Below are 24,036 nucleotides of genomic sequence, written 5' to 3'. Positions count from 1 at the left end.
TATGCATGAACTTGGAATCCTGGACGCCATGATCCACACCATTGAGGATGTGGTGCGGGAAGAAGGAGCCGAAGAGGTGGAACGAATCGTATTGGATGTGGGAGAGCTCTCCGGTGTCGTGCCCAGATATCTGGAGGAGTGCTGGCCGGCAGCCAGATACAAAACCTCCATGGAGGAGACAGAACTGGAAGTATGCGTAGTGCCCGGCATTGTAAAGTGCCGGGACTGCGGCAGAATCTTCAACGCCATGGAGTACGACATGCGCTGTCCAATGTGTGAGGGGCAGCAGATGGAGATCCTTTCAGGAAATGACCTGATGATCAAGGAAATTCTATGTAAATAGGGGGAATGGGTATGTTTGCATTTTACGAGGGCGTTCCCACAGCACTGGTACTGCTTGTGTGGCTGTGTGTGTTTGTAAGTCTCTTTGTTCTGAATGAGGTGACCCGCAGATTTAAATGGGTGGGATTTGCCGCGTTTGTGATCCTGCCGGTGGTGCTCACGATCCTGTGGCTCACGGCATTTAAGGATACTGCGTATATGGACTGGTTCCACCTGGCGAAGGTGTATTCCTCCACGGCGGGATGTATCGGTTTCTGGTGTATCCGGCATGTGAAGAAGCTGTCCTCCAACAGGATAGCGCTCTGCTTTCCGCCTCTGATCCTGGCGATCAATATCTGTGAGGCTGTGCTGCGTGATTTTGAGATCGGAAGATATGTGACGCCGGTTATGGAGTACACCAATAATCAGACACAGTATTATATCGGTGGTGCCTGGAATTATATGAATGGCATCGCGGGAATCCTGAACATTATCACCATTACGGGGTGGTTTGGAATCTGCATAAGGGCTGTGACGAAAAAGGACGGGAGCCGAGATATGCTCTGGCCGGATATGATGTGGTTCTGGATCGTGGCCTATGATCTATGGAACTTTGCGTACACGTATAATTGTCTGCCCACTCATGCCTGGTACTGCGGATTTGCCCTGCTTCTGGCTCCCACAGTCTGTGCCTTTACCGTGGGAAAAGGTGCATGGCTGCAGCACAGGGCGCACACACTGGCGCTGTGGTGCATGTTTGCCCAGACTGTGCCGGCCTTTCAGGATGCCAGCCGCTGGATGGTGCATTCCACATCCAGCAAAGCCATTGCGGACGCTGCGATCCAGCAGGGATATGTGGCTGCGGATGGGTATACTGCACTGGCGGAACCCGGTATCTATCAGCTTGCCTCCGCAAATCCGGACACCACGGCGCTTTTTGTGGTAAGCCTGCTTGCGCTTCTTGCAAACGCGGCGGTATTTATCTATATGATCCTTCATATAAGAAAGACAAAACGCAATCCCTACAGGACAGAGCTGTATTCAGACCTGGCGTCCTATCAGAAAATAAAGACACTGGCAAAACAGGCAGGATGAACGCAGTCCTTTATTTAGAAGCAACAGAATAACAGGCATGTCCGGAAATTGGAAGACTGCCCAAAAAGGTTCTTTGGAAAACCTTTTGGGCAGCCTTTTTTTGTGTACTGCAAAATAAGCATATTGTGCTATTTTTGAGCGCGTGTTCCATATCGAAACCGGGAAGGATTTGTTATAATTAGAAAAAATATTAAATCACAGACGGCTGCGAGCGGACAACCGTATCAGCGGTCTGTACAGCGGCAGGGAGGAGGGATGACGCATGATTTCAACAAAGGAGGGATATGCAAGAGCAGAATATTTTTCCAGCATTGCGGCAGCGGACAGCAGAAGAAAGGAATTCGACATTAAGAACCATTCTCTTATTTATACGGGGCAGAAGCCGGATTTTCTGTTTATCGGAGATTCTATTACCCATTACTGGGAGCTAAATGTATACTTTAATCTGCCGGGACAGTTGATCGTAAACCGGGGAATCGGCGGTGACACAACAGAATTCTTAAAAAGGCGGTTTTATGCGGATGCTCTGCAGTTAAAGCCAAGATACTGCATAATGGGCATTGGAATCAATGATTCCATTGAACTGGAGGGGGATTATTGGAAAAGGCTGGAGCCGAAGCCTTATGAGGAGGTCCTGACAACCGCTCAGAACAATATCAGCAATATAATATGCCAGGCAGAAAATACAGATACCACTTTAATTCTGACCTCTCTTCTGCCGATACATATTCCCATTTTGTTAAATGAAGCGGTTCGCAAAAGGTATATTAAAGAGATGAATGCATGGCTGACGCAGACAGCGAGAAAGAATAAGCTGATTTTTGTAAACTATTATAATACCACCACATTTCCGGGAACCGAAAAGCTGCTGGACGGCATTACCTATGACGGTCTGCATCCCAATGCAAAGGGGTATGAAATTATGGCAGCCGTTTTGAAGAATACACTGCACCAGTACAAGATCGATCTGTGATCAATCAGGAGGAAAAATACAATGATCTTTGATTCCATTCAAAACAAAGAAAATTACAGGGAGTACGAAACACTTTATCAGATACTATGCTATTTGGAGGGGCTGAAGCAGGGAGAGCTTCCTCTGCCGGATACGGTGATCTGTGAGGACCGCGCTTTCTGTAATCCTGTTTCTCTGACATCAAAACCGGAAGAAGCCTGTATTTATGAAGCACACAAAAAATATATAGATTTACACTACATTGTGTCAGGCAGAGAGGGAATCGCCACAGCGGATGTCAAATCCCTGACTGCGTCAGTCCCATACAATGCGGACAGGGATATTGCCTTTTATAAAGGCAGTGCATTTGGCCGTTATCTGCTGAAACCGGGTGATTTTATGGTGTGTTACCCCAGCGATGCCCACATGGTGGCAATCATGGAAAATAAGCCGGAAAATATAGAAAAAGTAGTAGTTAAAATAAAAGTACAGTAGTCAGTAAGAGCGGGCGGGGCAGCTATAAAGTGTAGATCGACAGGTGTATCTTCACGGATAGCTGCCTTATTTATTGCTGAAAGCTGCATAAAAAATTTATAAGGAGGATTCCTTTATGTCAGTGATTGACAATATACGTTTTACATTTCTCTATATTGATCTGTATTCCATGGGAAGGACATGGGTATATCCGGAATCAGTCATACCATATAACATTTTTCGGTACATAGTGAAGGGAAAGGCAGAGTTCTGTATTGACAGCGAAGAGATTCTGGTGGAGGAGAACCAGATCGTGTACATACCCAGCGGGTGCAGAATGTCCTGCCATGCACTCAGCGATACATTTGAATTTTTCAGTATCCGTTTTACCACCTCTGTTTTTTATGAAGGTGAAGATGTGTTAAGAGAATACTATGGAATACCAAGGGTTACACAGAGTATGGGAGAAGATAATTATTTCAAAGAGATCTATAGGTGGGTGAAGACAGAGCATATCGCGAAGAAATGTTTTGTGCGGGGATACCTGGACCTGCTCATAGGCTCTCTTGCAGTCAGAGGAGAGAAGATAGACAGGGTGAAAGGAGAAATCAAAACAGAAGAGTATGATTTGGAGAGAATCAAAAAAAGAGCCATGAAAACGAAGAAGCAGATCGATCCCAGGGTACAGATTGTGGCGGATTATATCGTTCTCCATCCAAAAGAAAAATATACGCCTGAAAAAATGGCAAATATGGCGGAACTGAGCAAGCAGAGGTTCAGCAGTCTTTTTAAGGAAAACATGGGAAAAACACCCATGGAATACGTGAGGGAGATCCGGCTTACCACTGCGGCAAGGGCTCTTTTGGTGAGCAATGATAATGTCAATGATATTGCCTACGAGGTGGGATATGAGGACGCCAATTATTTTATCAGGGAGTTTAAAGCAGCTTTCGGGTTTACACCGAATCAGTACCGGAGGGTGGCAAGAGAATAAGAATAAGAGTCTAGTGCTATTATTGAGCGTTTGGTTAGTAGATGTACACAAAGAAAATAGGTAAAATAAACTTACAATAAACAAATCGATACGGCCGATATCGGGGAACAGTAAAAAGTGAACAGAGAGGAGAGCTTTATGAGAAGAAAATTAGCAGTTTTGCTGGTGGGTACCATGATAGGTTCCGCCATGCTTGCAGGATGCGGACAGAATGGGAATACAGAAAGCAAACAGACAGCAGCGGAAACAGGAGAATTAAAAGGTGACATTACATTTTGGCATTCCTTTACACAGGGGCCGCGTCTGGAGGTGATACAGGAGACCGCAGACCAGTTTATGAAGGATAACCCGGATGTAAACATAACCATAGAGACGTTTTCCTGGGGGGATTTTTATACGAAATGGACCACCGGTCTTGCATCCGGGAATGTGCCGGATATGAGCACTGCGCTTCCCGGTCATGTGGTAGAGATGATGGACGCAGAGGCCCTGGTTCCCCTGGATGATCTGATCGATGACATAGGTAGAGATAAGTTTTCAAAAACTGCCCTGTCGGAAGGAGAAAAGGACGGCACCTGCTATTCCCTGCCATTGTATTCCCATGCACAGGTCATGTGGTACAGAAAGGATCTGCTGGATGCAGCAGGACTTGAAGTTCCCAAGACATGGGATGAATTTGCCGATGCGGCAAAAACCCTGACAAAAGACGGGGTTTACGGATGTTCCTTCCCCTGCGGTTCCAATGACCTTATGGGAACACGTTTCTTAAACTTCTATGTGAGAAGCGGCGGCGGGAGCCTTCTTACAGATGATCTGAAAGCAGATCTGACAAGTAATCTGGCACTTGACGGCATTCGTTACTGGCTGGACATTTATGAGAATTGTTCTCCGAAGGATTCTGTAAATTATGCAGTATTAGATCAGGCAACCCTGTTCTATCAGGGAAAGACAGCCTTTGACTTTAACTCCGGTTTCCAGATCGGCGGCGTTGAAACGAACTCCCCTGATTTGGTGGATCAGATTGACTGTGCGCCTCTTCCGAAGATAAATGCGGATGACCCGGAATACGGAGCGGAAACTTCCAATATTCCGATGGTGGTATGGGAGAACTCAGAACACCCGGAAATATGCAAGGAATTTATCAAAAAATTATACGAGAAAGATACCTATATCAAATTCCTGGAAGCAACACCGGTAGGTATGCTGCCTTCCATTACAGGTATTTCGGATACACCGGAATACAAAGAGAACGAAACCGTACAGAAGTTCTCCAATGCGGTAGATGTAATCACAAAAACCATGGATATGGGTACTGCCATAGGATTTGAAAAAGGCCCCAGTGTTCAGGCCGGTCTTCTCACATCTCAGGGAATCATAGAGAGTATGTTCCAGGATATTATCACAAACGGAACGGATGTGGAAAAAGCTGCACAGACAGCAGAAGACAAACTGAATGAGGTATTCAGCACTGTACAGTGATTTTGAATACATAACCTGTTACCAGGGGCTGCCCGAACCACCACGAAGGGCAGTCCCATCCCTCAGAAAGGCGGCATTTTTGTGAAAAGAAAAGTAAAATTTGATTATGCCCGCTGGATTTTCGTACTTCCTGCACTGCTGGTTGTGGGGATACTGTTGGTATATCCTATCTTTTCCAGTTTATATTACAGTATGACGACCAAGCATCTGATCAAGGCTTCCTATGATTTTATAGGATTGGAAAATTATAAAGCGGTTTTATCAGACTCTAATTTTTATAAGGCATTTTTGACCTCTATACTCTGGACCGTGGGTTCATTGTTAGGACAGTTGTTCATCGGATTTACAGCAGCACTGGCCATTAATCGGGTGAAGATCGGAAAGGGAATTTACAGAACCCTGATGATCATTCCCTGGGCATTCCCCTCTATTGTAATCGCACTTTCCTGGAAATGGATACTGAACGGTGTTTCAGGTTTCCTTCCGAATATTCTTGTCCAGTTGGGCATCAGCAGCGAACTTCCGCAGTTTTTAAGTGACAGCAGCCTGGTATTTCTGACATTGATTTTTATTAATGTCTGGTTCGGTGCGCCGATGATCATGGTAAATGTGCTGTCTGCACTGCAGACCATTCCCCAGGACCAGTATGAGGCAGCTCAGATTGACGGTGCTTCCAAATTCCAGCAGTTCTGGCATATAACAGTACCGCATATTAAAGTCGTAGTCGGCCTGCTGGTAGTGCTTCGTACCATCTGGGTATTCAATAACTTTGATATTATTTATCTTCTTACAGGCGGCGGCCCTGCCAATGCCACGACCACAGTTCCTGTCTATGCGTATAATATGGGCTGGGGAACAAAACTTCTGGGCAGGTCATCTGCAGTCACTGTGCTTTTGCTGGCATTCCTGCTGCTGGTTTGTTTGGTTTACTTTACGATCATTGGAAAATGGGAAAAGGAGGACAAGTGATGACAAATCAAAAAGAAAAGATCGGCAATGGACTCTGCCATGTATATTTGATCATTTTGTCCGTGATTGCTTTTTTCCCGCTGGTATGGGTTTTACTGTGTTCCGTAAAATCTTCGGGAGAGCTGACCGCAAATCCAACCCGATTTCTGCCAAAGCACTTTACACTGGAAAACTTTACCCATGTGATTCAGGACCTGGGATTTGCAGGGAATATCAGCAACAGTTTGATCATTGCAATATCAACTACCTGCATCGCCATTGTGGTATCATCCATGGCGGCATACGGAATCGTAAGATTTTTTCCGAAGCTGGGTTCCATTATGTCAAAGGTTCTGGTGGCAACTTACATGTTTCCTCCCATCCTTCTGGCGATTCCCTATTCGATGGTCATGGCAAAGCTGGGATTTGTCAATACCAGAGTCGGACTTGTCATAGTGTATCTCTCCTTCAGCGTACCTTATGCTGTATGGATGCTAGTAGGCTTTTTCAAGACAGTGCCGCTGGGAATCGAGGAAGCGGCAAGAGTGGACGGAGCCAATAAACTCCAGACTTTTGTGAGGATTGTACTGCCCCTGGTCATGCCGGGGATCGTGGCAACAGCCATTTATACATTTATCAATGCGTGGAATGAATTTTTATACTCTTTGATCCTGATCAACAGCACAGATAAGATGACAGTGTCTGTGGCTTTAAAATCTCTTCAGGGTTCGGAAATCCTGAACTGGGGAGATATGATGGCAGCATCTGCCCTGGTGGTGGTACCGTCCGTAATATTCTTTATGTTTATACAGAATAAGATTGCAGGCGGCATGACTGACGGAGCAGTAAAATAACTTTGGATATATTTGGAGGTAATAGAATATGAAGACAATAGGATATGCAATTGTGGGTACCGGTTATTTCGGCGCGGAGCTTGGACGTATTATGAAGGAGCAGGAAGGGGCCAGGATCGTGGCTGTCCTTGACCCGGAAAACGCCCAAACCGTTGCAGAGGAACTGGGATGTGACGTGGAAACAGATTTAGATACCTTGTACAGCCGGGAAGATGTGGAGGCCGTGATTGTGGCAACACCTAATTACCTGCACAAGGAACCGGTCATAAAGGCGGCAGAGCACGGGGTAAATGTTTTTTGCGAAAAGCCTATCGCGCTGAGTTATAAGGACTGCGACGAGATGGTAAAAGCATGTCAGCAGCACGGTGTTACCTTTATGGCAGGCCATGTCATGAATTTCTTCCGGGGTGTGCGTCATGCGAAAAAATTGATCAATGACGGAGTGATCGGAAAAGTTCTGTACTGTCATTCGGCCAGAAACGGATGGGAAGAACCGCAGCCGTCGATCTCCTGGAAAAAGATCAGGGAAAAATCAGGAGGACATCTGTATCATCACATTCATGAACTGGACTGTGTACAGTTCCTCATGGGCGGAATGCCGGAAACAGTGACCATGACAGGGGGAAATGTTGCGCACCAGGGGGATGAGTTCGGTGACGAGGATGACATGCTGTTTGTAAACATGGAATTTTCCGACAACCGTTATGCGGTTTTGGAGTGGGGGTCTGCCTTCCACTGGCCTGAGCACTATGTGCTGATACAGGGTACAAAGGGTGCCATCCGTATTGATATGTGTGACTGCGGCGGCACGTTAAAGGTGGATGGAAAAGAGGAGCATTTTCTTGTCCATGAGTCCCAGGAGGAGGATGATGACCGTACCAGAATATACCACGGCACCGAGATGGACGGAGCCATTATGTACGGAAAACCGGGGAAAAAACCACCTATGTGGCTTCACAGTATTATGAAAAATGAAATGAAATACTTAAACGGCATTATGCACGGAGCAAAGGCAGATGATGAATTCAGGCCTCTGCTCACAGGAGAGGCAGCAAGGGCAGCCATAGCAACAGCCGATGCATGTACCATGTCCAGGTATGAGAACCGCAAAGTGCAGCTGCGCGAAGTGTTAGGAGAAAAGAGCGAAGAATAGATTCAGGGTAATATACACCGCATTTTTTCTCTGACAGCTTCGGAAGAATCTTGACAAATAAAAAGTCATGTTATATAATGACAGCGTTCATCGGAGGGTGAACCATTCTGACAGAAATGGTAACCGGATAAGATGCTGGCTGAGATGCCTGCTTCTTATCCGGTTTTTTGTGTGGGTTTAGAGCCTTTTATAGTATGAAACCTCCGTGAAATGTACATTACGAGCAAAAGGAGAAAAATGAGAGTATGAGTCAAGGACAGAATTTTACAAAAGGAAAAATCCTGATGCCGCTTGTTAAATTTGCCCTGCCGGTGCTGGCGGCTATTTTTCTGCAGACCATGTATGGAGCAGTGGACATGCTGGTTGTGGGACAGTTTGCCCAGGCGGCAGACGTGTCGGCAGTTTCCACGGGGAGCTGGCTGATGCAGCTTGTGACGGCTTTTGTGGTGGGAATCGCCATGGGCACTACGATTCTTCTGGGAAGAAAAATCGGTGAGGGGAGAGCAGAGGAAGGCGGCAGGATCATTGGAGCCAGTATCATGCTGTTCATCATCATAGGTGTCGTGATAACCGTTATCATGGAAGCGTTTGCGGTGCCCATTGCCAGGATCATGCAGACACCGCCGGAAGCATTTGATGCCACGGTCTCTTATGTGAGGATCTGTTCCGCAGGGGCTGTGTTTATTGTGGCGTATAATGTGATCGGAAGTATTTTCAGGGGACTTGGAGATTCCAGGATGCCGCTTCTTACGGTGGCGATCGCCTGTGTGTTTAATATTGTCGGGGATTTACTGCTGGTGGGTGTTTTCGGGCTTGCCACTGCGGGGGCGGCCATCGCCACAGTGCTTGCTCAGGTGCTGAGTGTGGTGATCTCGCTTCAGATCATCCGGAAGAGGAAGTTTACGTTTGTTTTTCACAGAAAGGATATTGCATTTGACAGAAAACGGATGGGGGAAGTGTTCCGGCTGGGATTTCCTATTGCGTTTCAGGATGTGCTGGTAGGTATTTCGTTTCTGGCGATCACTGCCATCGTCAACTCTCTGGGAGTGATTCCCTCCGCGGGAGTAGGGGTTGCGGAAAAGCTGTGTGGGTTTATTATGCTTGTGCCGTCTGCTTTTAATCAGTCCATGGCAGCGTTTGTCTCCCAGAATATGGGGGCCGGGGAGGCCGGAAGGGCGAAGAAGGCGCTGCTGTGCGGAATTGGGATGTCGCTGGCTGTGGGTGTTTTGATGGCTTATGGGGCATTTTTCCACGGGGATATCCTGTCGGGGATTTTTGCCAGGGACGGGGAGGTTATTGCGGCTTCGGCGGAGTATTTGAAGGCGTATGCCATTGACTGTCTGCTGGTTTCGGTGATGTTTTGTATGATCGGGTATTTTAATGGGTGTGGGAAGACTTTGTTTGTGATGGTGCAGGGAATCGTCGGTGCTTTCGGAGTGAGGATTCCGGTATCGTTTCTGATGAGCCGGATGGTGCCGGTTTCCTTGTTTGGGGTGGGGCTGGCGACGCCTTGTTCTTCGGGGGTGCAGATTGTTTTGTGTGTGGGGTATTTCTTTTGGGTGAATCGGAAGGGGAGTAGGGCGGTCGTGTGATGGTGGCTCACGGACGTCGGCATGGATAGGAGACCGGTAATGGGCCGGCGGGCCGTGGAGCTTCCTTCCGGACAGCACCTGCGTCGGCAAGACCTGCTAAGTAAAAATGGAAGCCCCAGGCAAGGCACCGGACAGAACCGCAGTCCAGCCCTTATGGCTGAACCGCTCAACTGTCCTGAAATTCCGGATGGTAACCGGAATTTCTCCTTGCCTGGGACTTCCATTTTTACTAAGCAGGTCTAAGCCTCCTCCGGAATGCTGCCCGGAAGGAAGCTCCACGGCCCGCCGGCCCATACGGTCTCCTATCCATGCCGACTGGTTGTGGACGCGGGAGGAGAGGATGTGTATGGGGGGCTGTGGTGGTGAATCCAGGACCGGAGCTTTTTACAGGTTTTGGGAGCAGAGGATGGAGATGTTGGCGGCGGTGTCCTGGGTTGGGGGGAGTTTTTGTTTGTGAAGGTAGTCTCTTAGGTAGATCAGGGGGAGGTAGCCCTGGCGGTGGAGGTCCTGGGAGATGGAAAAGTCTATGGTTCCATCCAGAAGGAGAGATTTCGTGTGTTCTGACATGTCATGGCAGATGATGCGGATCTCTCCTTTTTTTTGTGCCGTCTCCACGGCTTTGGTACAGCCGGCTACGCTGCGGTTGGCCATGTAAATGGCTTTTATGGCCGGGTCTTCCTGAAGGGCGCTGAGGACTTTTTTGTAGGTGAGCTGGTAGTTGTTGTAGGTCTCTATGACCTGGATCTGGTCCCGGGGGAAGCCAATCTCAGACATGCGGGTGCAGAAGCCGTCCAGACGGGCACGGTGGCCGTCGAATTCCAGGTTGCCCGCCGCGGCAAGGATTCTGCCGGTGGAGGGGATGCATTTGCTGATGAGTTCGGCGGCAATGCGGCCGCTTTTATTGTAGTCCTGACCGATGAAGCAGAGTCTGTCGGTGCCGGGCAGGTCACTGTTGAAGGTGATGACCGGGATGTCTTTTTGGGTGAGGGAACGGATCTTCTCCTCAATGGATGGGTCGTTCATGGTGCAGACAGCAGCGCCCTGAATGCCCGCCTCTAAAAGCGCGTCCAGTTTTTCGATGCTTTCCTCCGGGATGTCGGTTTCGCATTCTTCTACCAGGATCTTTACATGGAAATCAGTGAGCTCGGCCTGGGCAGCTTCAATGCCGCGCATGATCTCCCAGCGGAAATGGCCGGTCCAGTTGGGCAGAAGCACACCAAGCTTGATCGGCGGAAAGCCCTGACCAAACAAGGTTTTCTGGTAGGTGCTGCGGGGGGTAAGGTAGCCGGTCTCCTGAATGGCTGCCATGACTCTTTCGTATACGTCAGGACTTACATGGGAACGGTTGTTGAGAACACGGTCTACCGTTCCACGGGACACGCCCGCTTTGTCAGCGACCATCTGTATGGTTGGTTTTTTGTTTATCATGATTCCTCCTGTTTATGTGCACGTGCTATTGCACGGGGATGGTATTTTTGCTCTGCGGCATCTTATGATTAAATTCTATCATATGGAGAATGGGGTTGTAAATAGGGGGATTGGTTAAGTTTAACAAAAGGAGAAGAAGTGAGGGCTGATAAAATGGGATGTTCAAAAGCACAATATTGTGAAATGTAGCTAAAAATGAAAAAGAAAGGGCAGAGATGTTGACAAAACCGGGAGGCTTTTCTATAATTATAAGTGCAAAAGCACATAAAGTGCAAAAGCACAAAAGAAAACAGTTCACAGCCAGACGCCGGAGGGGGTCAAAAAGGCCGGGCTTCGCAATGCGGGGTGCAATGCCGGGGGGACTGGAGCGGGTGGGCAAAAACAAAATAGCGGAGAGTAAAGGAGCGTATTGAGATGAAAGCAGGAATTATTGGAGCAGGTAGAATCGGAAAGGTGCATGCAAAGAATATTTCTATGTTTGTGCCGGAGGTGGAGATCAAGACGGTTGCAGACCCTTTTATGAATGAAGAGACAGAGAAATTTCTGAGAAAATGCGGTGTGCAGAATGTGACAAAGGACGCGGAGGATATTCTGCAGGATGAGGAGATAGACGCGGTTCTGATCTGTTCCTCCACGGACACGCATTCCAAGTATATTATTGAGGCTGCCAGGGCAGGAAAGCATATTTTTTGTGAAAAACCGATAGATTATGATCTGGGCAAGGTGAGGGAAGCCATTCAGACGGCAGAGGACGCCGGTGTGAAGCTGCAGATCGGATTCTGCCGCAGATTTGACCACAATCACAGAGGCGTCTATGATATGGTGCAGTCAGGAAGAATCGGGAAGGTGCAGATGATCAAAATCAGTTCCAGGGATCCGGAGCCGCCGGCTATTGAATATGTGAAGGTTTCCGGTGGTATTTTCTATGATATGATGATCCATGATTTTGACATGGCACGCTTTCTGGCAGGAGGGGCTGAGGTGACTGAGGTTGTGGCTGCCGGCTCTGTGCTGATCGACCCGGCTATCGGGGAGGCGGGGGATGTGGATACCGCTGTTGTGATGCTGAAGTTTGACAATGGCATAATTGCCACCATTGACAACAGCAGGAAGGCCGTCTATGGATATGACCAGAGAGTGGAGGTATTTGGCTCCGAGGGCTGTGTGCGCAATGAAAATGATGTGCCGAATACGGTTGTGTTCTCAGATGCCGAGAGGACCAGCTGTGAAAATACATATAAGGTAATGTGGGATCGTTATACCGGTGCCTTTGTCTCAGAAATCCAGGCATTTGCAGATGCCGTGGAGAACGACAGGGAGACACCTGTAACCGGAATGGACGGGCTGTATCCGGTACTGATGGCAGCCGCTGCCACAAAATCTCTGAAAGAGGGAAGGCCTGTAAAAATTGAGGAGGTAGAAGGAAGATGAGTCTGAGAAAATGCGCATGTATTGACACCCTGTACACAGAGCTGCCCTGGGAGGAAAGATTCCTGGCGGCAAAGAAGGACGGATTTGACGCGGTGGAATTCTGGGACTGGAGAATCCGGGATCTGGAAGCCACAAAGAGGGCGGCTTGCGAGGCCGGCATTGCGATCAGCGGATTTAACGGGGACGCGGATTATTCCCTGGTTGACCCGGAGCACAGAGAGAAGTACGTGAAATATCTGGAGGAATCCATCCGGGCAGCAAAAGCCGTGGGCGCAGGCAGTGTGACCATTCACTCCAATGCCCTGGGTGAGGGAGGAGTTGTGGTGGACCACTATGATAACCTTTCCCATACGGTGAAGCTCTGCTCCATGTACCGTACACTTTTGGACTGTGTGGAGACAGCGGAGAGAGAAGGGATCAACCTGAACCTGGAGGCCCTGAATATTACCACAGACCATGTGGGAAATTTTCTTGAGAATACACAGATGGGAGCGGAGATATGCCGCCTGATCGGGTCACCCAGGCTGAAGCTTCTCTACGATGTGTATCATATGCAGATCAATGAAGGCTGTATCTGTGATACCATTTCCCATTACGCAGACCAGTTTGGACACATCCATGTGGCGGATGCTCCGGGGCGTCATGAGCCGGGGACGGGGGAAATCAATTATAAAAAGGTGCTGCGTCATCTGGAGGCATGCGGGTATACAGGATATGTGGGTTATGAGCTGTTTCCGCTTGCAGATACAGAGAGTGCTGTGAAGGCGATTATGGAAGCGTGCTGAAAAACGAATTGAGAAATTATGTGGCGGGGAGGTCATTATGAAGAAGAAAATAACCTTTGGGACAAGGGTAGCATATGGATGCGGGGATACAGCCTGTAATATCGTGTACGGGATGATATCCACACTGCTGACGCTGTTTTACACGGATTATGTGGGGATTTCACCGGTGACCATCGGTATTGTCATGCTGGTGTCCAGAGTATTTGACGGCAGTTCAGATCTGATCATGGGATTTTTGGTAGACAGAACCAGGTCTAAATGGGGAAAATCAAGACCTTGGATTTTGTGGATGACGATTCCTTATGCCATAGCGGCGATTCTTATGTTCACAGTGCCGCACACCACAGATTTTCTGAAAGGGATATACATATTCGTCACCTATAATCTGACCACAACGGTTATCTACACAGCTATCAATGTACCTTACGGTTCACTGTCCACCATGATGACCAGGGATTCTTACCAGCAGGATCTGCTGTCCATTTTCCGGATGATCCTGTCCCCGGTGGGACGCATTATTTCCGTGACCTTTACCATGCCTCTTGTGAAAATATTCGGAAATGACCAGTCTGCATGGATCAAGACCATGTGCATCTGGGTGGTGATCGCTGTGGTTCTGCTGCTGTTCTGCTTCTTCCGGTGTGAGGAGACTGTGGTAACAGAGACAAAAAAAGAAGAGAAGCGTTCTGTGGGCGTGAACATCAAGGCTCTTGTAACGAACAAGTATTTCTGGTGCGTGCTCGGGCTGTGGTCGATCCAGGTCATCCATATGACAATTGTGGGAACGGATCTGCCCTATTACTGTAAATATATTTTCGGAAATGATACGTGGATGTACAGCACCCTGTATTTTCTGGAAACTGTGTGCATGATCGGCGGCGCAGTGGCCTGCCCGTTTCTGATCAAAAGATGGGGAAAGAGGAATGTTACGCTGGCGGGCTGCCTCATTGCGGTGGGCTCCCAGCTTCTGGTGCTGGTCAACCCTTATAACTTCCAATGGCTGTTTTTTGTGACACTTATCCGTTCTATAGGTGCATCCCAGTTGTCAGCCACCATCTTCGGCATGTTGGGGGATGTGGTGGAATACGGCTGCTGGAAAAACGGGTTCCGCCAGGAAAGCCTCGTATTCGGCGGCGCAAGTCTGGGATTCAAGGTGGGAACGGGTATCACAAGTGCTGTCATGACAGGACTCATGACCGTAAGCGGCTATATCAGCTCAACCGGAGCGCAGGTGGTACAGCCGGAATCCGCTGTCAGAACCATTGGAAATATCTATAAGTTCGGCCCGGTCATTGTCTGGGGTGCGGCGGTGTTGATTTTGCTGGTGTACAAGCTGGATAAGATGTATCCGCAGATTGAACGGGATTTGCTGGAGCGGGAAATGAAGGCAGAGTGAAAAAGAGGATCTGGAGAGAGGCGCAATTTTAAGTAGAATCATTTATGAGGTGGATTTTCCACATGCTGACCTGTACAATAGAAGAAAACAGAAGAAATGTACAGGGGGAATGAAAAATGCCGGTTGTTATAAGAGAAGACAGGGAGCAGTACATGCAGGAGCTGCGGGACTGGCTGGAACAGGAAAGAGATGTGCCGCTTGAGGAGATGGCTGATTTTTTTCACAGGCGTATTGATACATATGAGGAGAAGATGCAGACCTGGAAGGCAGCCTATGAAAAAATCGCCGGCTGGATTGGCGGGGATACGAAAAGGATGCTGGATCTGGGCTGCGGGACGGGGCTGGAACTGGAATCCATTTTCCGGAAATATCCCCATATCCATGTGACAGGGATCAATCTGTGCGGTACTATGCTGGAGAAGCTGAGACGGAAATACCGGGGAAAGGATATCACACTGATATGCGGGGATTATTTTCAGGAGCCTTTTGGGAAGTCCTGTTATGACATGGTGATCTCCTTTGAATCCCTGCATCATTTTCTGCCTGAGAAAAAGAGGGAACTCTTTGCAAAGATCGAAAAAGCTCTGAAGCCGGGAGGACGATTCCTGGAAGGGGATTACATTGCCTGCTGTGAGGAGGAGGAAAATCTCCTGCGGCTGGAATGCCGGAGAAAACGAAAGGCAGGAGGGATCTCGGAGGATCAGTTTGTACACTTTGACATTCCTCTGACCCTGGAACATGAGACTGAGCTTTTAAAGAGCGTGGGATTTGCAAATGCAGCGGGGTTGGAATGTATCGACGGGGCAACATTTATAGAAGCAGTAAAATAAGCGCGTGCAGCCGGGAACAAAATCCGGCTGCATTTTTTGTGCCGAAAAACCGTATTCCGGCGCGCAGGTCCGGCAGGTTCAATCCTCCCACAGATAATCCAGTTTTCCTTTTTCAATGTGAAAGCTGGTCTCCAGCATATAGGAGAATACATCCAGGGTCTTTCTGGTGTGCTCCCTGCTGTCTCTTGTGAGATGGTTGTCCAGCTTAATGGTCAGGATAATGAGGACAATCTCGGAAACCTCCTCAGGGGATTTGCAGTGCATGGACCCCTCCCGGTTGCCCTGGCGGATAATGTCTGACAAGATCGGGCGCAGGTTTCTCACCATAATGCGGATATACTGCTGATGCAGAAGAGCGCTCTGCTGCAGCTCGAAAAAATTGTTGGACTCCTGGCGGAGAAGCTCCATGGAGGATTCCCGGCAGGTGCGGAATATGATCTCCATCTTGGTCAGGGCATCCATATCAGGGGCTTCCAGCAGATTTTTGGCTTTTTCTATGGCAGCGGAATAGGAGCGTTCGATGACAGCTTCCAGAATTTCTTCCTTGGATTTGAAATAATAGTAGATACTTCCCTTCCCGATGCCCGCTTCTTTGGCAACATCGCTGACAGATATGGACTGGGCGCTGTTTTGGTTCATCAATCTCTGCATGGCATCCAGGATCATATCCTTTTTTCTATTGTTTTGCATAAATACCATTCTCCGTTTTTCTTTGATAGTAACATGATAGCATAAAAATGTAAACTTGACTATCGGTCGAAAAAGTGGTATCTTGTTTACAACCTAAATTCGACCGGTGGTCGAAAAATGGCGAAATATGTTTGGAGGAAAAATAAATGACGTATCAGGAATTAGTGAGTGAGATCAGAGACCTTTTTATGCAGGCGGATGTAAGCGGGATCAAGGAGCACATTGCCTATCAGTTTAATATCAGGGGAGAGGCCGAGGGAGCCTTTTACGCGGAAGTATCAGAGGGGAAGCTGTACATAGAGCCATATGAATATTTCGACAGGGATGTGCTGTTTACAACCACAGCCGAGACACTTCTGGGCATTGCAGGGGGCACCATGGATGCTGTCGCGGCATTCACACAGGGAAAACTGCAGGTGGAAGGCAGCTTTGACAAAGCACTGATGCTTCAGAGTTTCTCCAAGCAGGCCGGAAAAGAAAAAAAGAAACAGGTAAAGACAGAAGATAAGACACCTAAGAGGACAGTCAGAAGAATTCTGAAAAAATAAACACATTCCGGGAACTGAGAGTGATGCACCGCGGATGCGCAGGCAGCCGCGGAGACGGGAGGAGTATCTATGAACGGATGGAGCTTGTTACTGGGAGCAGGGGCGCTGGCTGCTGCGGGGGAATACGGAATTGCGTCTTATTTTTTCAGGCGCACCATGCTCCGGCAGAAGGCAGAGACCAAAAGGACCATGGATATGGCAGGGACAAACTGGGATCTGTATATGCCGAAGATCAAGAAGATGAAAGCGTGGATGATGGAGCAGGAACGGGAGGATGTGTACATCACGTCCGGCGATGGGCTGAAGCTCCACGGGACATATTTTCCGGGGCAGGGAGGCAAAAAGCTGGTGATCTGTTTTCACGGTTATACCAGCAGAGGAATGAGTGATTACATTGGACTATCCAATTATTATCTGCCGAAAGGATTTAAGATGCTTCTGGTGGATGAGCGGGCACACGGGGACAGCGAAGGCACATACATCGGATTTGGCTGCCTGGACAGAGAGGATGCGCTTCTCTGGATCGAGTATGCGGCAAAGCGTTTTGGCAGCGGCTGTGAGATCTGGCTTCACGGCACCTCCATGGGGGCCTCCACGGTTCTCATGGCAAGCGGACTAAAACTTTCGCCGCAGGTGAAGGGAATCGTCTCGGACTGTGCCTTTACCACCGCCTGGGACGTGTTTGCCCATGTGCTGAAGGACCAGTACCATCTGCCCTCCTATCCCATTCTTAAGATATCGGACCGCATGTGCAGGGAAAAGGCGGGATATGGGCTGAAGCAGTGCAGTGCGGCTCTGGAAGTGAAGAAGGCAAAGGTTCCCATCCTTTTTATCCACGGGGATGCGGACACCTTTGTTCCCTGCAGTATGTGCTTTGAGATATATGAAAATTGCGCATCTAAGAAGAACATGCTCATAGTACACGGAGCGGGCCATGTGGAAGCTTTTTACAAAGAGCAGGCGCTGTATGAACAGAAGCTGACGGAGTTTCTGGAGACGGCAGGGGAGGCCTGGGCGCCTGCGATTCGTTCCCGTTTGAAAATGAGAGGAGTTTGACATATGAAAGAGAAGTTTGGCAAACCACTGTATCCGCTGACCGCAGCACAGAAGCTGCACTTTTTCTATCAGAAATACTGTCCGAAAAAGCAGGTGCTCAATATCGGCACCAGCCTGACCATTCAGCAGAGCCTGGATTTTGGCGCGCTGAAGGAGGCTGTCTATAAGGCATACGCCAGATGTGAGTCCATGCGCCTTCGTTTTACACAGGACGAGGACGGCAGCGTGTATCAGTACATTGCTGACAGGGAGGAGAGGGAGATTGAGTTCTTTGATTTTACCGGATGGCAGGAGTGCCATGCTGTGGATAAGATGAAGGAATGGACCTCCATTCCCTTTGAACGGTTCGATTCCCCCTTAAACCGGGTAGTCATGATCATTACGCCGGATGGTTTTCAGGGCATCTACCTGCTGGTGGACCATATGACCATGGATGCCCAGTCTCTGATCCTGTTTCTCAAGGATGTGATAGAGATCTATGCCAACATGAAATATGAGGGCATGGAATATCCAAAGGAGATGAAATCCTACATAGCGCAGCTTGAAAAGGACCTGGAGTATGAGGCGGATTCCAAGGCAAAGAAACGGGACACAGAGTTCTTTGAGAAGATGATCTCCTCCTCAGAACCTGTCTTCAACAGCATTTTCGGTCCCGGCAAGCTGGAAGCTGAGCGGGAAAAAGAGAAGAATCCCGAGTTAAGGGCAGTCACCAACGTCTCGGACAATGTGGATGCCAATATTATCACCTTCCAGTTAGAGGCAGATCCATCCAGGAGGCTGATGCAGTTCTGCGAGGAACACCATATTTCCATGGTGTGCCTGCTGATGATGGGGCTCCGCACGTATCTGCAGAAGGTGAACGGCAACGATGATGTCTCCATCAACACCACAGTTGCCAGAAGAGCCACTTTGGCTGAAAAGAAATGCGGCGGCACCAGGATTCACTGTTTTCCTTTCCGCACAGTGGTGGAGAAAAAGGATACGTTTATGGAAGGCCTGAAAAAGATCCGGGATGGGCAGAACCAGATTTTCCGCCATGCAAACTATGACCCGACGGCCTATTATGCATACAGGAACAAATATTATAAATTAAAGTCAGGGCAGACGTATGAGCCTCTGAGCCTGACCTACCAGCCTCTGACACTTCAGGGAAAAGGGCTGGAGCGTCTGCAGAACATTCAATATAAATCTGCATGGTACAGTAACGGCGCGGCAGCCCATGCCCTTTATCTGACGGTTATGCACAGAGCAGAGGACAATGGCATGAACTTTAATTTTGAACACCAGACCGGAGTGGTGCATTTTGAGGACCTGCAGTATCTGTATTACTATCTGTGCCGGATCATCTTCAAAGGCGTGGAGAATCCGGACATGACAGTGGGAGAGATTATCGAATCTGTATAATATTTTTGGGAGGAAATGAGAAATGTTAGAAAAATTAAAAGACATGATCTGTGAATATGTGGAAGTGGATAAAAATGCGGTTACGGAGAATTCCAGGTTCGTGGAGGACCTTGGTTTCACCTCCTATGATTTTATGAGCATGGTAGGGGAGTTGGAGGATGAATTTGACATTGAGGTGGAGGAGCGTCAGGTTGCGGAGATCAGAACCGTAGGCGAAGCGGTACACTACATCGAGAGTCTTCAGGACTAGAGCAGGAGGGGAAATATGAGCAGTCAGATCAACACCATGAAGGATATTATCGGCTATGCAGCCAAGACCTACGGGGAAAATCCGGCCATCCGTTATAAAGTGAGAAAAGAAGTGGTAACAAAGACGTATCTGGACTTAAAAAGGGACAGTGAGGCCTTCAGCAGAGCCCTGGAGGGCATGGGAATGCTGGGAAAACACGTGGCGGTCATCGGGCCGACTACATATGAGTGGATCATTTCTTATTTCGGAGCGGCGGACAGCGGATGCGTGATCGTGCCCCTGGATGCTCAGCTTCCGGCAGCGGATGTGTGCGAGCTTTTGAACAGGGCTGATATCAGTGTACTCGTCTATGATGAACTGCGCAGGGATGTGGCGGAACTGGCAGGGGAGAAATGTCCGGAGATCAAGTGCATGGTTTCCATGCAGGCAAAAGAGGATACCGAACAGGCAAAATCCCTGGATGTCCTTCTGAAAAACCATGCAGGGAGCTTTTCCTGTGAACTGGACCCGGACAAACTGTGTGCCATCTTATTTACCTCAGGCACAACAGGCAAAAGCAAGGGGGTAATGCTCACACACCGCAATCTGGCTGACAATGCCTCCTGCCTGGATATGAAGATACCTGCAGGTACGGTATCCATGACCCTGCTTCCCATCCATCATGCCTACTGCTTTACCATGGATATCCTGAAAGGAATCTACATCGGCATGGTCATCTGCATCAATGACTCTATCATGCATGTGTCAAAAAATATGAAGCTGTTCAAGCCGGAGATCGTGCTTTTAGTCCCCATGGTCATTGAATCCATATACAAGAAACTGAAGGAATCCACAGGTATCCTGCCGAAAAAAATGGTGGCAAAGGCTGCTTTCGGCGGCAGTTTAAAGACCATCTGCAGCGGCGGGGCCTATCTTCCCCCGGAAATGGTGGGAGCGTTTGCTGAGTACGGCATCACCATTCTTCAGGGGTACGGCATGACAGAATGTTCCCCTGTCATCAGCACCAATCTGGAATGGGATTCCAAAGAGGGGTCTGTGGGAAAACTCCTTCCAAACTGTGAGGCCAAGGTTGTGGATGAGGAAATCTGGGTACGGGGTTCCAGCGTCATGATGGGATATTACAAGATGCCTGAGGAGACAGAAAAAGCTCTGGAGGACGGCTGGCTGAAAACAGGGGATCTGGGCTATGTGGATGAGGATGATTTTGTGTTCATCACAGGGCGGAAGAAGAACCTGATCATCCTGAAAAACGGAGAAAATGTATCCCCGGAGGAATTGGAAAATGAGATCAGCAGATCTCCTCTGGTAAAAGAGGTCATTGTCAGGGAGACAGAATCCGTCATTGAAGCTGAGATATTCCCGGACTATGAATATGCCTCTAAAAAGAGGATCAGGGATGTCAGGGAAAAGCTTCAGGAAGTGATTGACAACTTTAACAAAGGCCTTCCTCCCTATAAAAAGATTCACGGCCTGAAGATCAGGGAGGAAGAATTTGAAAAGACGCCTTCCAAGAAAATAAAGAGATATTAAGCGGACTTTCTGTTACTGTGCACGCAGTGAACAGTTACGTCTTTTCCAGGCGCTGCATATACTGTCTGGGTGTCACATTTTTGTATTTTTTAAAGGCCCTGACAAAATAGCTGCTGTCATTGAATCCGCACCGGTAGGCAGCCTCCGTAACAGAAATGTCCTCTGCGGCCATGAGATAACAGGCCCGCTCAATGCGGTAATAATTCAGATAATCAATAGGTGTCCTGTGGATGACTGCACGGAAGAAGCGGCAGAAATATTTGGAGGACATGCCGGCCAGCCTGGACAGGTCCTCCAGGGTTATGGGGCTTTGATAATTCAGCTCCATATATTCCAGCACAGGTTTTAGCTGCTTTAGTTTTCCCTGTGTATGGTCGCCGGAGGCGCAGGGCGTGTAATATTCCCTGTCAAAAATCATACCATATAGTTCAAAAAGTGCTCCGAGGGAAGTCATTTCCCATCCGGGGCTTTTTTTGCGCAGGGAACCATACAGGGTTTCCGCGCGGGTTAGGATCTCCGGCTGCTTTTGGGTAAAGCGCATGAGAATCTGGATCTGGCGGCGCTGAATTCGATAGAGGTAGCGGCGGATGGCGTGTGTGTGCATGAGCAGAGGCTTTGGGTCAAAAACGGCGCATTCATAGATGCAGTTTTCCGGCTCTCCGCCGTGGATGATGCCTTCCCCGATATAGATCAGTTCTCCTGCACTCACCACATACTCCCGGTCATCCAGACTGAGCCGGAGCTGTCCCTCCACGACCCGGAGCAGTTCTGTCTCCTTGTGCCAGTGAAAGGGCATGTGGTAACGCGGGTGATGCTCATCCACATAATAATAGGCAAGGGGAAAATCCGCCGTGCCGTGGGCCTGTTTTTCGTTGTAATCCAGATAGTGCATAGCTGCCTCCTGACTATTTGTAAAAAGGTGAATATTGTCCTGCTTTTTGCCATTATATCACAGGAAATATGTTTGAAACAAGATTAGGATGGGAATATAAGAAAACTGTTAAAAACTTTAAATGTATGGAGGTACGAAAAATGGCAGAGAGCAGATTGATCGGAACATATCCTGTGATCGGGATCAGACCCACGATTGACGGAAGAAGAGGATACCTGAAGGTAAGGGAATCCCTGGAAGAACAGACCATGAATATGGCAAGATCCGCAGCGCGTCTTTTTGAGGAGAACCTGAAATACTCAAACGGCGAGCCGGTCAAGGTAGTCCTTGCGGACACCACCATAGGACGTGTGGCGGAGGCAGCGGCCTGCGCGGACAAATTCAGAAGAGAGGGCGTGGATATTACCCTGACTGTGACACCGTGCTGGTGCTATGGGGCAGAGACCATGGATATGGATCCGCAGACCATAAAAGCAGTTTGGGGATTTAACGGAACAGAGCGCCCGGGTGCCGTATATCTGGCAAGTGTGTTGGCAACCCATGCACAGAAGGGACTTCCCGCTTTTGGAATCTACGGTCATGATGTACAGGCAGCGGATGCCACGGAAATCCCCAATGATGTCAGGGAAAAACTGCTGCGGTTCGGACGTGCGGCAGTAGCGGCAGCATCCATGAGAGGCAAATCCTATCTGCAGATCGGTTCTGTGACCATGGGAATCGGCGGTTCCATCATTGACCCGGATTTCATTGAATCCTATCTGGGAATGCGGGTGGAATCGGTAGATGAAGTGGAGCTGATCCGCCGCATGACAGAGGGCATCTATGATGAGGAAGAGTTTAAAAAAGCGCTCTCATGGACAAAGGAACATTGCATAGAGGGATTTGACAAGAATCCGGAGGCGGTGCAGAAGACAAGAGAGCAGAAGGACGCAGACTGGGAATTCGTTGTGAAGATGATGTGCATCATTAAAGATCTGATGAACGGAAATGCAAACCTTCCGGAGGGATGCGAGGAAGAAAAAGTGGGACACAATGCCCTGGCAGCAGGTTTCCAGGGACAGAGACAGTGGACAGACTTTTATCCCAATGCAGACTTTGCAGAAGCCATGTTAAATACATCCTTTGACTGGAACGGAGCCAGAGAGCCGTATATCCTGGCCACAGAGAACGATGTGCTCAACGGCCTTGGCATGATGTTCATGAAGCTGCTCACCAACCGGGCGCAGATTTTTGCGGATGTGCGTACATACTGGAGCCCGGAGGCTGTGAAAGAAGCTACCGGCTATACTCTGGAGGGCAAAGCAGCACAGGCCGGCGGTTTCATTCATCTGATCAACTCCGGCGCAGCCTGTCTGGATGCCTGCGGGGAGGCAAAGGATGAAAACGGAAACAGTGTGATCAAACCATGGTTTGACGTGACCGAGGAGGACCAGGATGCCATTATGAAGGCAACTACCTGGAATGCCGCGGATTTCGGATATTTCCGGGGAGGCGGTTATTCATCCAGATTCCTGACAGATGCGGAGATGCCTGTGACTATGATCCGTCTGAATCTGGTCAAGGGGCTGGGACCGGTGCTGCAGATTGCAGAGGGCTGGACCATCAAGCTTCCGGCTGAGGTGTCAGACACGATCTGGAAACGCACGGACTACACCTGGCCGTGTACATGGTTTGCTCCGAGAGTGAGCGGTGAGGGCGCCTTTAAGACCGCGTATGATGTGATGAACAACTGGGGAGCCAACCACGGCGCCATCAGCTATGGCCACATCGGTGCAGATCTGATCACTCTGTGTTCCATGTTGAGAATCCCTGTTGCCATGCACAACGTACCGGAGGAAAAAATCTTCCGTCCCGCTGCATGGAACGCGTTTGGTATGGACAAAGAAGGACAGGACTACAGGGCATGTGCAGCTTACGGTCCGCTATATAAATAG

The 24,036-nt window shown here is 48.8% G+C and carries 23 protein-coding genes; 20 read left to right on the top strand and 3 right to left on the bottom strand.

The window, feature by feature from the left end; all coding sequences use genetic code 11:
* Position 1: 1 nt before the first annotated feature.
* The 10 genes from MUB35_RS16790 to MUB35_RS16745 all read left to right on the top strand — a co-directional run bounded on the left by MUB35_RS16790 (position 2) and on the right by MUB35_RS16745 (position 9,862).
* Positions 2-343: a hydrogenase maturation nickel metallochaperone HypA gene (locus tag MUB35_RS16790; protein WP_148393192.1), complete on the top strand. Its 342-nt coding sequence runs from the start codon at positions 2-4 to the stop codon at positions 341-343.
* A gap of 11 nt (positions 344-354) precedes the next feature.
* Positions 355-1,416 carry a DUF5692 family protein gene (locus MUB35_RS16785; protein ID WP_331477541.1) on the top strand — a complete coding sequence of 354 codons (1,062 nt, stop codon included), beginning with the start codon at positions 355-357 and terminating at the stop codon, positions 1,414-1,416.
* A gap of 262 nt (positions 1,417-1,678) precedes the next feature.
* Positions 1,679-2,389 carry an SGNH/GDSL hydrolase family protein gene (locus MUB35_RS16780; RefSeq protein WP_244806526.1) on the top strand — a complete coding sequence of 237 codons (711 nt, stop codon included), beginning with the start codon at positions 1,679-1,681 and terminating at the stop codon, positions 2,387-2,389.
* A gap of 21 nt (positions 2,390-2,410) precedes the next feature.
* Positions 2,411-2,863, top strand: a complete 453-nt coding sequence (locus tag MUB35_RS16775; protein ID WP_148393190.1) for a YhcH/YjgK/YiaL family protein — start codon at positions 2,411-2,413, stop codon at positions 2,861-2,863.
* Between the two features lie 115 nt (positions 2,864-2,978).
* Entirely contained in the window at positions 2,979-3,836 is an 858-nt protein-coding gene (locus MUB35_RS16770) for an AraC family transcriptional regulator (RefSeq protein ID WP_081960094.1), read from the top strand.
* Positions 3,837-4,025: 189 nt separating this feature from the next.
* Positions 4,026-5,315: an ABC transporter substrate-binding protein gene (locus MUB35_RS16765; protein ID WP_412240106.1), complete on the top strand. Its 1,290-nt coding sequence runs from the start codon at positions 4,026-4,028 to the stop codon at positions 5,313-5,315.
* A gap of 81 nt (positions 5,316-5,396) precedes the next feature.
* The gene (locus MUB35_RS16760) at positions 5,397-6,284 is read left to right on the top strand and encodes a carbohydrate ABC transporter permease (RefSeq protein ID WP_033139031.1); all 888 of its coding nucleotides are present in this window, start codon (positions 5,397-5,399) and stop codon (positions 6,282-6,284) included.
* Positions 6,284-7,117: a carbohydrate ABC transporter permease gene (locus MUB35_RS16755; protein ID WP_033139032.1), complete on the top strand. Its 834-nt coding sequence runs from the start codon at positions 6,284-6,286 to the stop codon at positions 7,115-7,117. Before MUB35_RS16760 ends, MUB35_RS16755 begins: the two co-directional genes overlap by 1 nt.
* A 28-nt stretch (positions 7,118-7,145) precedes the next feature.
* On the top strand, positions 7,146-8,270 hold the full coding sequence (locus tag MUB35_RS16750) for a Gfo/Idh/MocA family protein (RefSeq protein WP_103731503.1): 1,125 nt from the start codon (positions 7,146-7,148) through the stop codon (positions 8,268-8,270).
* Positions 8,271-8,515: 245 nt separating this feature from the next.
* Positions 8,516-9,862, top strand: coding sequence for an MATE family efflux transporter (locus MUB35_RS16745; protein WP_244806524.1), 1,347 nt, complete (start codon positions 8,516-8,518; stop codon positions 9,860-9,862).
* 384 nt (positions 9,863-10,246) lie between these two features.
* Here the strand turns inward: MUB35_RS16745 and MUB35_RS16740 are convergent, their stop codons facing one another.
* Positions 10,247-11,290, bottom strand: coding sequence for a LacI family DNA-binding transcriptional regulator (locus tag MUB35_RS16740; protein ID WP_225305370.1), 1,044 nt, complete (start codon positions 11,288-11,290; stop codon positions 10,247-10,249).
* Between the two features lie 414 nt (positions 11,291-11,704).
* Between MUB35_RS16740 and iolG the strand changes: the two genes are divergently transcribed.
* From iolG to MUB35_RS16720, 4 genes are all read left to right on the top strand, one after another.
* Positions 11,705-12,721: an inositol 2-dehydrogenase gene (gene iolG, locus MUB35_RS16735; RefSeq protein WP_244806523.1), complete on the top strand. Its 1,017-nt coding sequence runs from the start codon at positions 11,705-11,707 to the stop codon at positions 12,719-12,721.
* Positions 12,718-13,506, top strand: coding sequence for a hydroxypyruvate isomerase family protein (locus MUB35_RS16730; protein ID WP_103731506.1), 789 nt, complete (start codon positions 12,718-12,720; stop codon positions 13,504-13,506). Before iolG ends, MUB35_RS16730 begins: the two co-directional genes overlap by 4 nt.
* Before the next feature lie 37 nt (positions 13,507-13,543).
* On the top strand, positions 13,544-14,902 hold the full coding sequence (locus MUB35_RS16725; RefSeq protein WP_103731507.1) for an MFS transporter: 1,359 nt from the start codon (positions 13,544-13,546) through the stop codon (positions 14,900-14,902).
* Between the two features lie 116 nt (positions 14,903-15,018).
* Positions 15,019-15,732, top strand: coding sequence for a class I SAM-dependent methyltransferase (locus MUB35_RS16720; protein WP_244806522.1), 714 nt, complete (start codon positions 15,019-15,021; stop codon positions 15,730-15,732).
* Positions 15,733-15,810: 78 nt separating this feature from the next.
* Here MUB35_RS16720 and MUB35_RS16715 read toward each other — a convergent pair whose 3' ends face one another.
* Positions 15,811-16,422, bottom strand: coding sequence for a TetR/AcrR family transcriptional regulator (locus MUB35_RS16715; RefSeq protein WP_033141310.1), 612 nt, complete (start codon positions 16,420-16,422; stop codon positions 15,811-15,813).
* Positions 16,423-16,568: 146 nt separating this feature from the next.
* On the opposite strand from MUB35_RS16715, the gene MUB35_RS16710 reads away from it, so the two are divergent.
* From MUB35_RS16710 to MUB35_RS16690, 5 genes are all read left to right on the top strand, one after another.
* Positions 16,569-16,970: an SCP2 sterol-binding domain-containing protein gene (locus tag MUB35_RS16710; protein ID WP_081960311.1), complete on the top strand. Its 402-nt coding sequence runs from the start codon at positions 16,569-16,571 to the stop codon at positions 16,968-16,970.
* Positions 16,971-17,039: 69 nt separating this feature from the next.
* Entirely contained in the window at positions 17,040-18,026 is a 987-nt protein-coding gene (locus tag MUB35_RS16705) for an alpha/beta hydrolase (RefSeq protein ID WP_244806521.1), read from the top strand.
* A gap of 3 nt (positions 18,027-18,029) precedes the next feature.
* Positions 18,030-19,430 carry a condensation domain-containing protein gene (locus MUB35_RS16700; protein WP_033141308.1) on the top strand — a complete coding sequence of 467 codons (1,401 nt, stop codon included), beginning with the start codon at positions 18,030-18,032 and terminating at the stop codon, positions 19,428-19,430.
* A 22-nt stretch (positions 19,431-19,452) separates the two neighbouring features.
* Positions 19,453-19,680: an acyl carrier protein gene (locus MUB35_RS16695; protein ID WP_033141307.1), complete on the top strand. Its 228-nt coding sequence runs from the start codon at positions 19,453-19,455 to the stop codon at positions 19,678-19,680.
* Positions 19,681-19,695: 15 nt separating this feature from the next.
* Positions 19,696-21,210, top strand: a complete 1,515-nt coding sequence (locus tag MUB35_RS16690; RefSeq protein WP_148393182.1) for an AMP-dependent synthetase/ligase — start codon at positions 19,696-19,698, stop codon at positions 21,208-21,210.
* A 34-nt stretch (positions 21,211-21,244) separates the two neighbouring features.
* Here MUB35_RS16690 and MUB35_RS16685 read toward each other — a convergent pair whose 3' ends face one another.
* Complete coding sequence (locus MUB35_RS16685; protein ID WP_244806520.1) at positions 21,245-22,102, bottom strand: AraC family transcriptional regulator; 858 nt, start codon at positions 22,100-22,102, stop codon at positions 21,245-21,247.
* 140 nt (positions 22,103-22,242) lie between these two features.
* Here MUB35_RS16685 and MUB35_RS16680 point away from each other — a divergent pair, with 140 nt between their 5' ends.
* Positions 22,243-24,036 (top strand): L-fucose isomerase, encoded by a 1,794-nt coding sequence (locus MUB35_RS16680; protein WP_103732049.1) that lies wholly within the window; start codon positions 22,243-22,245, stop codon positions 24,034-24,036.

The organism is Blautia sp. NSJ-175 (genome assembly GCF_022867815.1).
Lineage (GTDB): Bacteria > Bacillota > Clostridia > Lachnospirales > Lachnospiraceae > Blautia > Blautia celeris.
Note: the sequence above shows the minus strand (reverse complement) of the source record. Positions and strands in the feature narration are given on the sequence as shown.

Excerpts from the sequence above, each read along its gene's own strand:
- MUB35_RS16740 (WP_225305370.1), bottom strand. The coding sequence starts at position 11,290 with ATGATAAACAAAAAACCAACCATACAGATGGTCGCTGACAAAGCGGGC.
- MUB35_RS16690 (WP_148393182.1), top strand. The coding sequence starts at position 19,696 with ATGAGCAGTCAGATCAACACCATGAAGGATATTATCGGCTATGCAGCC.
- MUB35_RS16710 (WP_081960311.1), top strand. The coding sequence starts at position 16,569 with ATGACGTATCAGGAATTAGTGAGTGAGATCAGAGACCTTTTTATGCAG.
- MUB35_RS16725 (WP_103731507.1), top strand. The coding sequence starts at position 13,544 with ATGAAGAAGAAAATAACCTTTGGGACAAGGGTAGCATATGGATGCGGG.
- MUB35_RS16745 (WP_244806524.1), top strand. The coding sequence starts at position 8,516 with ATGAGTCAAGGACAGAATTTTACAAAAGGAAAAATCCTGATGCCGCTT.
- MUB35_RS16720 (WP_244806522.1), top strand. The coding sequence starts at position 15,019 with ATGCCGGTTGTTATAAGAGAAGACAGGGAGCAGTACATGCAGGAGCTG.
- MUB35_RS16730 (WP_103731506.1), top strand. The coding sequence starts at position 12,718 with ATGAGTCTGAGAAAATGCGCATGTATTGACACCCTGTACACAGAGCTG.
- iolG (WP_244806523.1), top strand. The coding sequence starts at position 11,705 with ATGAAAGCAGGAATTATTGGAGCAGGTAGAATCGGAAAGGTGCATGCA.
- MUB35_RS16765 (WP_412240106.1), top strand. The coding sequence starts at position 4,026 with ATGCTTGCAGGATGCGGACAGAATGGGAATACAGAAAGCAAACAGACA.
- MUB35_RS16775 (WP_148393190.1), top strand. The coding sequence starts at position 2,411 with ATGATCTTTGATTCCATTCAAAACAAAGAAAATTACAGGGAGTACGAA.
- MUB35_RS16780 (WP_244806526.1), top strand. The coding sequence starts at position 1,679 with ATGATTTCAACAAAGGAGGGATATGCAAGAGCAGAATATTTTTCCAGC.
- MUB35_RS16680 (WP_103732049.1), top strand. The coding sequence starts at position 22,243 with ATGGCAGAGAGCAGATTGATCGGAACATATCCTGTGATCGGGATCAGA.
- MUB35_RS16695 (WP_033141307.1), top strand. The coding sequence starts at position 19,453 with ATGTTAGAAAAATTAAAAGACATGATCTGTGAATATGTGGAAGTGGAT.
- MUB35_RS16790 (WP_148393192.1), top strand. The coding sequence starts at position 2 with ATGCATGAACTTGGAATCCTGGACGCCATGATCCACACCATTGAGGAT.
- MUB35_RS16785 (WP_331477541.1), top strand. The coding sequence starts at position 355 with ATGTTTGCATTTTACGAGGGCGTTCCCACAGCACTGGTACTGCTTGTG.
- MUB35_RS16750 (WP_103731503.1), top strand. The coding sequence starts at position 7,146 with ATGAAGACAATAGGATATGCAATTGTGGGTACCGGTTATTTCGGCGCG.
- MUB35_RS16715 (WP_033141310.1), bottom strand. The coding sequence starts at position 16,422 with ATGCAAAACAATAGAAAAAAGGATATGATCCTGGATGCCATGCAGAGA.
- MUB35_RS16685 (WP_244806520.1), bottom strand. The coding sequence starts at position 22,102 with ATGCACTATCTGGATTACAACGAAAAACAGGCCCACGGCACGGCGGAT.
- MUB35_RS16705 (WP_244806521.1), top strand. The coding sequence starts at position 17,040 with ATGAACGGATGGAGCTTGTTACTGGGAGCAGGGGCGCTGGCTGCTGCG.
- MUB35_RS16700 (WP_033141308.1), top strand. The coding sequence starts at position 18,030 with ATGAAAGAGAAGTTTGGCAAACCACTGTATCCGCTGACCGCAGCACAG.
- MUB35_RS16755 (WP_033139032.1), top strand. The coding sequence starts at position 6,284 with ATGACAAATCAAAAAGAAAAGATCGGCAATGGACTCTGCCATGTATAT.
- MUB35_RS16770 (WP_081960094.1), top strand. The coding sequence starts at position 2,979 with ATGTCAGTGATTGACAATATACGTTTTACATTTCTCTATATTGATCTG.